The sequence below is a fragment of the Ruminococcus sp. 8Y-12 genome (assembly GCF_058119865.1).
This window is the reverse complement of record NZ_CM176623.1, coordinates 828,841-841,500: the sequence shown is the minus strand read 5'-3', so window position 1 is coordinate 841,500 and position 12,660 is coordinate 828,841. Positions and strand designations below refer to the sequence as shown.

Sequence of the window (12,660 nt, the reverse complement as noted above, 5' to 3'; positions counted from 1 at the left end):
CAAATAGGTTGATAAGATACATTTGGAGGAGTTGCCGTAGTAAGGTGGCTCCTTTTTTTGTGGGAGTTGAACGGCAGGAGGGAGGGAAATGGGTCCTGCGGCTGCTTTATCGTGTCGCTGGGACTTACTAAAGGGCCAGGGACTGCTCGATACGCTAAAAGCGTTCGGCAACTCGCCCCGTTTGCCTGATGCAAACGCGGCTCAGACAATGCCTCTCTCGGGTCCAAGGCCCCGTTTTTGCTGACCGCAGTCCCTGCCCCTTAAGTAAGTCCTCAGCTCACTACATGCAGCCTACGGACCCATTTCCCTCCCTCCTGCCTGCCACTACTCTGTGAATAATGGCTGCCACGCTTTTAATGGTTTAAGCGTTTTCCAGCCCTTTAGAAAGTCCCAGCGACACGGTAAAGTGCCCTGCACTTCCCACACCACCCCATAGCAAATTTGCTCTCTTGACATATTATATACCGAACGGTATAATGAGCTAAAGGAGGCTGGCTATGGATAACAAAGAACGAATCATGGAATGTGCCCTTGACCTCTTTTATGCCAAGGGATACGATGCAGTGGGGGTTCAGGAGATTGCGGAGACAGCTGGCATTACAAAGCCCACGCTGTACTATTATTTTGGCAGCAAGTACGGTCTTTTAAAGACCCTGCTGGATACAAAGTTTACCCAGCTCATTGCTGAGATGAAAAACGCGGCCCGGTATGACGGGGATGTTCCCAAGACATTGTACCGGATGGCAGGCACACTGATTGATATTGCCAATGCTAACCGTAAAATGTATATGCTGATGATGGCGCTTTTTTATTCCGCAAAGGAGAATGAGGCCTACACGGCAATCCAGCCCTGGATGCAGGAGTTTTACGGTACCATTATCGGTTTTTTTGAGGAGGCTACGCCCAAGCTGGGGAATATCCGGGGGAGGCAGAGACAGTTTGCCATCGGGTTTGTGGGTATTCTAAACCAGTACATTTTGATTATGTGCACGGGAAGCCAGGAGGTCAGCGAGGAAACAAAGAGAGCATTGGTTGATCAATTTATGTATGGAATTTACTCATAGACGGCATAATAAGGCAATATTTTGAAAGACATGAATACGTTCAGGCGTATATTTAGGAGGTAAGATTTATGAGCGCATGGTACAACGAGGCAGTATTTTACCACATTTATCCCCTGGGATTGACTGGAGCCCCGAAGGAAAACAGGGAAAATGAGGTTACACACCGGTTTCAGGAGTTGTTCCCCTGGATTGAGCATATTCGGGAGATCGGCTGTTCTGCCATTTATATAGGCCCCCTGTTTGAATCCACAACCCACGGTTATGACACCAGGGATTATAAGCTGGTGGACAGACGGCTGGGAGACAATGATGATTTTAAGAGATTTGTGGCTCTGGCACATGAAGCGGGAATTAAGGTGGTTGTGGATGGGGTATTCAACCATACCGGGCGAGAGTTTTTTGCTTTTCGGGATATCCAGGAAAAGAGGGAGGGCTCCCCTTACTGCAAATGGTATAAGGGAATAAACTTTGGAGGAAATAATCCCTACAATGATGGGTTTGGCTATGAGGCGTGGCGCAACTGCTTCGAGCTGGTGAACCTAAACCTGTGGGAGAGGGAAGTCCGGGATTATCTGCTGGATGTAATTCGGTTCTGGATTGATGAGTTTGACATTGACGGTATCCGACTGGATTGCGCGGATTGTCTGGACTTTGATTTTATGAAGGAGATGAGGGCCATGACTTCCCAGGCCAAAGCAGATTTCTGGCTGATGGGGGAAGTGATCCATGGGGATTACAGCAGGTGGGCAAATGATGAGATGCTGCACTCTGTCACCAACTATGAGCTGCACAAAGGGCTGTATTCCGGACATAATGACCACAATTATTTCGAGATTGCCCATACCATACGCAGAGAGTTCGATGAAAACGGCGGGATTTACCGGGGCAGGACCCTGTACTCCTTTGTGGATAACCACGATGTGGACCGGATAACAAGTAAGCTGACCAACAAAGAGCATGTCTTTCCGGTTTACACACTTCTGTACACACTCCCAGGGGTTCCTTCCTTATACTATGGCGCTGAGTGGGGCGTGGAGGGAAAAAAGGAGGGGACGAGCGATGACGGCCTGCGGCCCAGGATTGTGCTGGAGAAGATGGAAAAGGAGAATCCAAATCCTGAGCTCACCAGGCATATTAAGGCTCTGGGTGAGCTGAGAAAAGGAAATGAGGCTCTGGCGGAGGGCAGATACAGAGAGCTTGTGCTCACAAACCGCCAATATGCTTTTGCCAGAATATTGGGGGACGAGGCAGTGGTGGTTGCGGTCAATAATGATGAGCAGCCGGCCAAGATCCAGATTCCCCTTCCCATGGAGGCAAAGGCGTGTACGGATGCTTTTACCGGTGAGGAGATTTCCGTTGAGGGAGGAAAGATTTGTGCTGAACTGAACGCATGCGGCAGCATTGTGATAAAGGTAACGAACCAGTAGGACTATAACGTTACTGATAAAAATAATTTAGAGGTGGGCTTATGGCTGAAAAAAAGACAGTAAAACAACAGAGTAAAAAAGTGGTGGTAAAAGATGATTCTCTGAGGGTGGGAGACCTGGATCAGTATTTGTTCGGGCAGGGAACCCACTACGATATTTACAAAAAGCTGGGAGCACATAAGACAAAGAAAAAAGGGAAGAATGGCGTCTACTTTGCAGTGTGGGCGCCGAACGCAAAAAAAGTGAATCTGATCGGAGAGTTCAATGGCTGGGACGAGGAGAGCATCCCTATGGAACGGCTGGAACCCCTGGGTATCTATGAGGCATTTGTGCCAGGAGCACAGACGGGGCAGATGTATAAGTTTATGATCCATGCCAAGGATGGCAGAAAACTCTACAAGGCGGACCCTTTTGCCAATGCATCGGAGATGCGTCCCGGAAATGCATCCAGGATTGCAGACATTTCCAACTTCCGATGGGGGGATGCGGCCTGGATCAAGTCCAGGGAGGAGCAGGATGTAAACAAGATGCCTATCTCTATCTATGAGGTACATCCGGGCTCCTGGAAAAAGCATCCTCTGGTGGACGGCGATGAGGACGGATTCTATAATTACAAGGAGTTTGCGCATGCCATTGTGGACTATGTGAAGGACATGGGCTATACTCATGTGGAGCTCATGGGCATCGCGGAGCATCCCTTTGACGGTTCCTGGGGATATCAGGTGACAGGGTACTTCGCCCCCACTGCGCGCTATGGCAGCCCGGCAGATTTTATGTATCTGGTGAATTATCTGCACAAGAATAAGATCGGTGTGATTCTGGACTGGGTGCCTGCCCACTTCCCAAAGGATGCCCACGGACTGGCTGAATTTGACGGTACCTGTATCTTTGAGTATGCGGACCCCAGAAAAGGGGAGCATCCGGACTGGGGAACCAAGGTGTTTGACTTTGGAAAAAATGAGGTGAAGAACTTCCTGATTTCAAACGCGCTGTTTTGGGTTGAGCAATTCCATGTAGATGCCCTCAGAGTGGACGCGGTGGCGTCCATACTATATCTGGACTATGGCAGGGAGGACGGCCAGTGGATTCCCAATAAATTTGGGGGAAACAAGAATCTGGAGGCCATTGAGTTTTTCAAGCATTTAAACAGTGTGGTGCTGGGCCGCAACCATGGAACCATGATGATTGCCGAGGAATCCACAGCCTGGCCGAAGGTGACCGGAAAGCCGGATGAGGACGGCCTGGGATTCTCCATGAAGTGGAATATGGGCTGGATGAATGATTTTCTGGAGTACATGAAACTGGACCCATACTTCCGCAAATACAACCATCACAAGATGACATTCTCTCTGAGCTACACCTACTCTGAAAAGTACATACTGGTGCTCTCACACGATGAGGTAGTGCACTTGAAATGTTCTATGATAAACAAAATGCCTGGTCTCTATGATGATAAGTTTGCGAATCTGAAAGCCGGCTATTCTTTTATGATGGGACATCCTGGAAAGAAGCTGCTGTTTATGGGACAGGATTTTGCACAGTTCCAGGAGTGGAGTGAAGCCAGAGAACTGGATTGGTATCTCCTGAGCGAGCCCAGACACCAGGAGCTGCAGAACTATGTAAGGGCACTTTTGCATTTATATAGGAAGACACCGGCCCTGTACCAGGCGGATAATGCCCCGGATGGGTTTGAGTGGGTGAATGCCAATGACGGGGACAGGAGTATATTCAGCTTCATCCGCCACTCGGAGGACGGAAAGAGCAATCTGCTGTTTGTGGTAAATTTCACCCCTGTGGCAAGGCCGGACTACCGGGTGGGCGTACCCAGAAGAAAGCAGTACCGTCTTATCCTGAACAGTGACGCCATTGAATTTGGCGGAAGCGGTAAAGAGCAGCCGGAGGTATACCGTGCTGTAAAGAAGGAGTGCGATGGAAGGCCATTTTCCTTTGCATATGATCTTCCGGCTTACGGGGCAGCGGTGTTTAAATTCTAGACTGGCGGATCATTACGCATAAGCTGTCCCACCCGTGCATATAGTGATATAAAAAGGCGGACGGGAACTGAAGATGGAGATGGGACAGGGGATTGTCTGGATGGCAGGGGCCTGCGGGATTGTGCTGCTGATCGCGGGATGGCAGAAGAAAAAGGAGATACTGATGAACTTTGTACTCCGCCTGGTGGTTGGGGTGGCTCTGATACTGGTAATCAACTATGGACTGGCGCAGGCAGGAGTAGATGTGGCAGTGGGGTTAAACCCTTTCAGCCTGATGGCAGCAGGAACCCTTGGGGTTCCAGGAGTGGCAATGTTATACGGAATTGCGGGATGCAAATTTTTTTGAGGATTAGGTGCGGCGCTGGTGTTTCATTTGGCGTCGCGCTTATTTTTTCGGAACCGACCGGGTCACTTTTCAAAAATGACCGGGTCATATCCGGAAATTACCTGGTAGTTTTGAGCATTTTTGGTTATAATTAACAAAAATATAAAAGTATATCACTTACTATTGAAAAAATGATTCAAAAGGTTTATAATTCAGATATCAAGACAAAGGCGGTGAATCATGGAGAAGTGGTTTCTTTTATTCATTGGCTGTCTGGCGGTATTTTGGGATTTGTGGAAAGGAAAGATTCCAAATGCTCTGATCGTGGCAGGGCTTTCTGCCGGATGGTGTTTCCAACTGACGGACAAGGGAATCTACGGAGCTCTGGATTTTTTGGGCGGAGCCATATTTCCTCTTCTGCTTCTTGGAATTTTATTTTATTTTCGCATGTTTGGAGCAGGCGACATTAAACTTTTCTCAGTTATCGGAGGGTTTCTAGGTATCCGGTCTGTGTTTGCCTGTATCACTGTTTCTTTTCTGGCAGGAGCGCTCATCTCTGCCTTTCTTATGATCAGACGCCGTATCTTATGGCAGCGTCTACATTATTTCTTTGCTTATATCAGCAACTTTATCCAATTTAAAAAATGGATTCCCTACCGAATAGGGTTGGGAAAGGAATGCAGTTTTACATTTTCGATACCTGTTCTTTTTAGTTTGATCTTGTATGCAGGAGGAGTCTATTGAAAAAAGAAATCTTTGCAGTCTGTGATCCGGAGGCGGAGTATGCGGGCCGGCTGGCAGATTTTTTAAACACAAGGCAGGGTGCTTCTTTTGAAATACAGGCGTTTACCAGTGTGAACAGTCTATGTGAGTTTGCCGGGAAGAAGCATATTACCCTGCTTTTGATTGCCTCTCAGCTGATGTGCGAGCGGGTGAGGGAACTTTCCATAGATAAGATTATGATTTTATCTGAGGGGGAGGTGCTGGAGGAGCTGACAGGGTATCCCGCGGTCTACAAGTATCAGGCATCGGACAGTTTGATAGGGGAAGTGATGGAACGATATGCCGCTGACCCAGTGGGAAGCCCTTCGCAGGTACTCAAGAGCAGGATGCGGGTAATAGGTGTTTACTCACCGGTCCGCAGAGTGCTAAAAACCTCCTTTGCTCTCACGTTGGGACAGGTATTGGCCAGAAACAGAGGCGTTTTGTATCTGAACCTGGAACCCTGGTCCGGCTTTGAACGCCTGATGAAAAGGGAATTTACCCAAGATCTTTCGGATTTGATGTATTTCGTTTCCAGGGGCGGGGAGGGGCTTGTGTATAAACTGCAGTCATTGGTACAGAGCTTTGAAAATCTGGACTATCTTCCTCCGTTTCTGTCCCCTGAGGATCTGAAAAATGTCTCCTGTCAGGATTGGCAGACACTTTTGGAGGCCATTGAGGGATACAGCGCCTATGATACCGTGATCCTGGATATGGATGAGAGTGCGGACGGGTTCCTGTCTTTGCTGGGCAGGTGCCATGTAGTCTATATGCCTGTGAAGGAGGACAATATATCCGCTGCAAAACTGCATCAGTTTGACAAGGTGCTTAGTCTTAGCGGATGTGAGGATCTGAGTGGGAGGATCAGAAAGATAAAGCTTCCCTTTCACAGCAGCTTTGGCACTGGGGAGCGTTATGTGGAACAGTTGATTTGGGGTGAACTGGGAGATTATGTGAGAAAGCTGGTAAGGGATGAACAGACAGATGGGGAATTTTCCATCCGGGGAGTCGGAGAGTGTGAATGAGAGAATTATAGTGGAAAAGCTGAGAAAACGCCTCATGGAAAGACTGGAGCTCCTGGGGGACCTGGAGGATGAACAGATACGTGCCGAGATCGATGATGTGATCTGCCGGGAGGGGCAGGAGAGATATCTGTCTCTGAAGCAGAGGCAGACATTTGGGCAGGAGCTCTTTAACAGTCTGCGCAGGCTGGACGTGCTGCAGGAGCTTCTGGATGACGATGAGGTGACGGAAATTATGGTTAACGGGACAGAGGGGATTTTTGTGGAGCGAAAGGGTCTGATCACAAAATGGAAGAAGAACTTTTTCTCATCCGGAAAACTTGAGGATCTGGTACAGCAGATTGCAGGCAGGTGTAACCGCATTGTGAATGAGTCAGTACCCATTGCGGACGCCAGACTGGAGGGGGGTGCCAGGGTGAGTATTGTCCTTTCGCCTGTAGCCCTGAATGGACCGGTTATTACCATAAGGCGTTTCCCGAATCAGCCGGTGACCATGCAACAACTGGTCAATTGGGGGGCGGTAACGCCCCAGGCCGTGGGATTGCTTAGGAAAATGGTGATTGCGGGATACAATATTTTTATCAGCGGAGGTACCGGTTCCGGCAAAACCACATTTCTGAACGCATTGTCCGACTACATACCTAAGGGGGAACGGATCATAACCATAGAGGACAACGCAGAACTTCAGATTCAGGGGGTGGACAATCTGGTGAGACTGGAGGCACGCAGAGGTAACACGGAGGGAGAGCATGAGATTACTATAAGAGATCTGATCAAAGCCAGCCTTCGAATGCGGCCTGACAGGATTATTGTGGGAGAGGTCAGGGGCGGGGAGGCGGTAGATATGCTTCAGAGTTTTCAGGTTGGCCATGACGGGTCCATGAGCACAGGACACGGAAACAGCCCGAGGGACATGCTCTCCAGGCTTGAGACAATGGTATTGATGGGGATTGAGCTGCCGGTCTCTGCCATTCGGCGTCAGATCGCTTCCGGTATAGATATAATGGTACACCTGGGCAGAATGCGTGACCGGACCCGAAAGGTGCTGGAGATTGTGGAGGTGACGGGTTACCGGTATGAGACGGAGGAGATTCTCACAAAGCCCTTGTTTATCTTCCGGGAGGAGGAAAAGAAAGATACACAGAGGGTGCGCGGCAGGCTTGTACAGTGTGCTGAGCCAGAACATACACAGAAACTGGCAAATGCCGGCTTGTGCCTGTGAAACGCACGAGAAAGGAGAGGGGCTGTTGGATTATGGAAAATATCGTTTTTCAATAAGAGAATTGGCTTTTTATTCCGGACTTTATCTTGTCCTGGATGGAATTGTGAGCCTGCTTTTTTACCGGTCCTGGATCGCATTTGCGGTGCTGTCTCCCGGGCTTGTGCTCTTTCTAAAAGAACAAAACAGAAACCTGAGAAGGCGGCGTCTCCGGACTCTGGAGAGTCAATTCCTGACTGGAATTCAGGCTGTCTCCAATGCGCTGAGCGCAGGATATTCCGTGGAAAACGCCTTTATAGAGGCGGTGGGGGAGCTCAGAAAAGTGTTTGCCCCTAAGGAAGATTCTGTCCGTGAGTTCGAGCAGATTGCCCGACAGCTCTCCTATAACCGGCCTCTGGAGGGACTGCTTCTGGATCTGGCAAACCGCAGCCGGGCGGAGGATATTGAAAGCTTTGCCCAAGTGTTTACGGCTGCCAGAAGGAGCGGGGGTGATCTGATTGCAATTATACGCAATACCGTTTTTGTGATGACGCAGAAAGAGGAGACTCGCAGGGAGATTCAGGTTACCATTGCCAGCAGAAAACTGGAACAAAATGTGATGAGTGCAGTCCCACTTTTTATTCTGGCCTATGTTGGACTGGGGTCTCCTGGATTTTTGGATACAATGTATCACAGCCTGGCGGGATGCGCAGTGATGACGGGATGTCTTCTGACATACGTGGGGGCATGGCTGTTGGGAAGAAAGATTGTGGATATTGAGGTGTAGGTGTATGGAGAGATGGATAAAGCCATTCTATATTATCAGTTTGTGGATTATAAAAAAGCTTCCTATTAGGAAAACAGGAGATCGCGTGGGGCGTACGCAAGAGAGGCTGAAAGCCCTGGGATATGGGGAAAAACGGGTAACTCTGGAGGAACATTATGCCAAAAGTCTGGCGGCAGCGATGGCGGTTTTGTTCTGGGGACTGGGGGTCGTGCTGCTGATTCAGGCTGCTTCGGAAGCGGATGGAGGCGAGAAATTTTGGAGCGTGAGGAGGCCCTCTTACGGGCAGGGTGACCAGGAGACGGAGCTGGTTGCCTATGTGGAAGGGGAGACCGGGGAGGCGCAGATGTCTCTGAAAATCAGTGAACGCAGATATACAGAAAAAGAGGTGCAGCAGATGTTTGCGCAGATCATGGAGGATATGGACCGGAGAATACTGGGACAAAATGAGACATTGGATGAAGTGCGCAGCGATCTGACACTCCCCACAGCCATGTACGACGGGACGGTGGCTCTGGAGTGGGTGATGGAACCCCCGGATGTGCTTAATGACCAGGGACAGATCGAAAAGGAAGTAAGTGAGGAGGGGGAGGTGGTGGAACTGACTGCGCTGATGAGATATGGAAATCAGGAGGCAGAGTATAGCTGTTATGCCCATATATACCCACCTGTCAAGACACCCCGGGAGAGATTGGAGGCAGAACTTCTAAATGAGGTGTCAAAGGCGGATGAAAAGAGTATCCATGAGGATACGCTGAGCCTGCCCCGGCAGGTGGACGGCCGGAGTGTGAGCTGGGCCAGTCAGGAAGGAGGTGAGGGCATTGTCTTAATTATGCTGGTTCCGGCAGCAGCGCTGGCTGTCTTTTGGCAGAGGGATAAAAGATTGGAAAAGCTGGAACAGCAGAGGAAAAACCAGTTGATCCTGGACTACCCTGACCTGCTCTTTAAACTAACGATGCTGTTGGGCGCCGGGATGACCATAAAAGGCGCTTTTGTAAAAATTGCCTCAGAGTACAGCGAAAGGCGGAGCAGGCAGCCTAGGTATGTGTATGAGGAAATGCTGGTCACTTGCAGGGAGATGCGAAGCGGCACCGGAGAGGCACAAGCCTACGAAAATTTTGGCAGGCGGTGCGGTGAACTCAGATATATCAAACTAGGAGCTATTCTCTCCCAGAACCTGAAAAAGGGTTCGAGGGGTCTGGGCCAGCTCTTGGAGGGTGAGGCTCAGGCGGGTATGGAGGAGCGCAGAAATGCGGCCAGAAAGCTGGGGGAGGAGGCAGGGACAAAATTGCTGCTCCCCATGATGCTGATGCTGGTGGTTGTACTGGTGATCTTGATTATACCGGCAATGATGGCATTTTAGCGGGGCAGCGATCACAGAGGTCTAACAGAACAAGGAGGTAAAGGGATGGAACATGTGAGGGCATTTTTACAGGAGGAAGATGGAATTGGGGTGGTTGAAATCATACTGATTCTGGTGGTTTTAATCGGTCTGGTCATAATCTTTAAAAAGCAGCTAACCAGCCTGGTAAACAATATTTTCAAGAAAATCACCAGCCAAAGCAATGGAATCTGACAGGGGGGAGAAAATGGAAAGGTACAGATGCACAGGGGCGATCACCGTTTTTTTGAGTCTGGTAAGCGTACTGGTATTGTCCCTGATCTGTACTCTGGCAGAGTCGGCCAGAGTGCAGGGAGCCAGAGCACAGGCATCTGCGGTGACAGATTTGGGCTTGTTCTCAGTATTCGCAGAGTATGACAGAGACCTTTTGGAGTCTTTTGACGTTCTTTTTTTGGATGGAAGCTACGGAGGCGGTAGCTTTGATCAGGAGCGTATCGCACTGCAGCTTCGGAATTATATGGAGTACAACATAGAGCCTGCCAAAGGCTTAAACGTGCCCCGAAGTTTCCTGATATTTCCTATGTCCTCTGGACAGATACAGATTACAGAGTATGCTCTGGCTACGGATGGGCAGGGAGCGGTTTTTTATAACCAGGCAGTGCGCAATCTGAAGGAGAATCTGGGGAGCCAGGTGCTGCGCAGATATTTGGAAAATTCTAAAGATGCCCAAAAGCAAGATGAGGATGGCAGAAACTATGAACAGAGTGACAGGGAGATCGAGAAGAGACTGGAAGAGCTTGAGGAAGAGATAGCGCAAAGGGAGGAAGAGCAGAACCAGGAGGGTGAGGAGGAGACAGAGAGAGCGCCCGGGGATGAGGAGAATGTTCAGGCGGAACCAGCCCCTGTGACCAATCCGCTGGACACAATAAAAAGGATCAAAGAAATGGGAATCCTGGAGCTGGTGGTGGGGGATACCTCCGGCTTGTCCGATAAGAAGGCTGATAAATCACAACTTCCCTCCGTGCGCGGTCTGAATCAGGGATCACTGGACTGCAAAAAAGATGCAGGTATTGCGAATGAGGCTATTTTTCAGGAATACCTCCTGGAGCATTTCTCCTGTATGCCCCAGAGAAAGCAGGCCGGCTCCCTGGATTACCAGATAGAGTACATATTGGCTGGAAAGGACAGTGATATTGAAAATCTTAAAAGCATTGTACACAGACTTCTCCTGCTCCGGGAGGGCGTAAACTTTGCTTATGCCGTGGCAAATGCCGATATGCGCAAGCAGGCGGGTATCCTGGCGCTGGCGCTCACGGCCGGTGTGGGGGTACCGGGTCTTACCGCTGCGGTCCGGGCAGCTCTCCTTTTGGCCTGGGCCTATGGGGAAAGCCTTCTGGATATGCGCACTCTGCTGGCTGGAGGAAAGGTACCCCTGGCAAAGACCGCGGATACCTGGAAACTTTCCCTGGAAAATCTGGGGAATCTGGAAACTGTGCTAACGGAGTGTGACCAGGGCGGTGGAAAAGGTCAGCGTTATGTGGATTACCTACGGATTTTGCTCTGCCTCGGTGGAAAAGACAAATATCCCTTGAGAGCGTTGGATATGTCGGAGGGTGTGCTGAGGCAGGCGGGACAGAAGAATGCCCGGGCGGATCATTGGGTTGCTGAGGTCAAGGCCCAGGTGCAGTGGGAGATCAAACCCGTATTTTTAAGAGTGCCTGCTGTGTTTTTGGGGCTGAACAGTCAGGGGACCAGCTATAGTGTGAGTGGCGGCCTGGCGTACTGAATTGAGAAGTAGAAAAAGGAGGTGAAAAGGGATGTCCTCTCCCTGTAAACGATTAAATCTGAGAAAGGAAATAGGCTCTCTCCCGAAAATGAACTTATATTCCATAACATACAAGGTGAGGACGTCCCCTTTCGCCTCCCTAAATACTGCAGTTGGGCCAAAGGGTCGGTGGGGGCAAGCCAGTATGACTGTAGAGGCGGCCTGTACCCTGCCACTCTTTCTGATTGCAATGACAGCCGTTCTTTATCTGATCAGTGCAGCGTCCTTAGCCTGCAGCGTGTCAGAGGGGTTACAGGAGTCTGGAAAGAAGATGGCGCTCTACGCGGCTGTGAAGGGCGGGAAGGGCTCAGAGACAGGCAAGACAGCAACAAAGATACTGTCTCTGGCCTATGCGAAGAATCAGATTAACCAGAGGGTACGGGAAAATGTTTTGGCCAGGAATCTGACGGATGCAGGCAGCAAAGTGGAACTGTGGCGGTCACGGATTATGAAAGAGGATGAGATGATTGATCTGGTGGCAGAGTACCGCATGAAGTTTTCTGGAGAATTTTTAAAAAGCGCGGGAATCTACACAGTTCAGCGTGCCAGAGTGCGGGCCTGGACGGGCAGGCAGGGAGACAATAGAGACGGTGAAGCGCAGGAGGGCAAAGAGGAGTGGGTCTATGTCACCGTTAACGGCAGTGTATACCACAAAGACCGGGAGTGTACTCACATACGACTCTCCGTACATGCAGTGGACCGTAGCGCAATACCGAACCTGAGAAATACCGGAGGCGGGAAGTACTATCCCTGCGAGGCGTGCCGGGGAAGCGGGAAAAATGTGTATATCACAGAGACCGGTGACCGTTATCACAGCTCTGTCACGTGCAAGGGCCTTAAACGCGGTGTTCTGAGAGTACGGCTTTCGGAGGTGGAGTCCTGGTCTCCCTGTTCCAGGTGCGGAGGGTGACAGGAGG

Annotated in this window: 12 protein-coding genes; all 12 read left to right on the top strand. The window is 50.1% G+C overall.

Translation table 11 applies throughout. The annotated features are described in order from the left end of the window. Positions 1-497 precede the first annotated feature (497 nt). The 12 genes from AC0THY_RS03045 to AC0THY_RS02990 all read left to right on the top strand — a co-directional run bounded on the left by AC0THY_RS03045 (position 498) and on the right by AC0THY_RS02990 (position 12,653). Positions 498-1,064: a TetR/AcrR family transcriptional regulator gene (locus tag AC0THY_RS03045; protein WP_489993001.1), complete on the top strand. Its 567-nt coding sequence runs from the start codon at positions 498-500 to the stop codon at positions 1,062-1,064. Positions 1,065-1,132: 68 nt separating this feature from the next. Continuing rightward, positions 1,133-2,491 carry an alpha-amylase family glycosyl hydrolase gene (locus tag AC0THY_RS03040; protein WP_489993000.1) on the top strand — a complete coding sequence of 453 codons (1,359 nt, stop codon included), beginning with the start codon at positions 1,133-1,135 and terminating at the stop codon, positions 2,489-2,491. 41 nt (positions 2,492-2,532) lie between these two features. Then, the gene (gene glgB / locus AC0THY_RS03035) at positions 2,533-4,485 is read left to right on the top strand and encodes a 1,4-alpha-glucan branching protein GlgB (RefSeq protein WP_489992999.1); all 1,953 of its coding nucleotides are present in this window, start codon (positions 2,533-2,535) and stop codon (positions 4,483-4,485) included. Positions 4,486-4,558: 73 nt separating this feature from the next. After that, entirely contained in the window at positions 4,559-4,831 is a 273-nt protein-coding gene (locus tag AC0THY_RS03030) for a pro-sigmaK processing inhibitor BofA family protein (RefSeq protein ID WP_489992998.1), read from the top strand. 219 nt (positions 4,832-5,050) lie between these two features. After that, on the top strand, positions 5,051-5,554 hold the full coding sequence (locus tag AC0THY_RS03025; RefSeq protein WP_489992997.1) for an A24 family peptidase: 504 nt from the start codon (positions 5,051-5,053) through the stop codon (positions 5,552-5,554). Then, on the top strand, positions 5,551-6,597 hold the full coding sequence (locus AC0THY_RS03020) for a P-loop NTPase family protein (RefSeq protein WP_489992996.1): 1,047 nt from the start codon (positions 5,551-5,553) through the stop codon (positions 6,595-6,597). The genes AC0THY_RS03025 and AC0THY_RS03020 overlap by 4 nt, the downstream gene beginning before the upstream one ends. Beyond that, positions 6,590-7,816 carry a TadA family conjugal transfer-associated ATPase gene (locus AC0THY_RS03015; RefSeq protein ID WP_489992995.1) on the top strand — a complete coding sequence of 409 codons (1,227 nt, stop codon included), beginning with the start codon at positions 6,590-6,592 and terminating at the stop codon, positions 7,814-7,816. Before AC0THY_RS03020 ends, AC0THY_RS03015 begins: the two co-directional genes overlap by 8 nt. Positions 7,817-7,841: 25 nt before the next feature. Further along, the gene (locus tag AC0THY_RS03010; protein WP_489992994.1) at positions 7,842-8,579 is read left to right on the top strand and encodes a type II secretion system F family protein; all 738 of its coding nucleotides are present in this window, start codon (positions 7,842-7,844) and stop codon (positions 8,577-8,579) included. 85 nt (positions 8,580-8,664) lie between these two features. Then, positions 8,665-9,939, top strand: coding sequence for a hypothetical protein (locus tag AC0THY_RS03005; protein ID WP_489992993.1), 1,275 nt, complete (start codon positions 8,665-8,667; stop codon positions 9,937-9,939). A 45-nt stretch (positions 9,940-9,984) separates the two neighbouring features. Beyond that, complete coding sequence (locus tag AC0THY_RS03000) at positions 9,985-10,152, top strand: Flp1 family type IVb pilin (RefSeq protein ID WP_489992992.1); 168 nt, start codon at positions 9,985-9,987, stop codon at positions 10,150-10,152. A gap of 13 nt (positions 10,153-10,165) precedes the next feature. Beyond that, on the top strand, positions 10,166-11,704 hold the full coding sequence (locus AC0THY_RS02995) for a DUF5702 domain-containing protein (RefSeq protein WP_489992991.1): 1,539 nt from the start codon (positions 10,166-10,168) through the stop codon (positions 11,702-11,704). 184 nt (positions 11,705-11,888) lie between these two features. Next, the gene (locus AC0THY_RS02990) at positions 11,889-12,653 is read left to right on the top strand and encodes a hypothetical protein (RefSeq protein ID WP_489992990.1); all 765 of its coding nucleotides are present in this window, start codon (positions 11,889-11,891) and stop codon (positions 12,651-12,653) included. Positions 12,654-12,660: the final 7 nt, after the last annotated feature.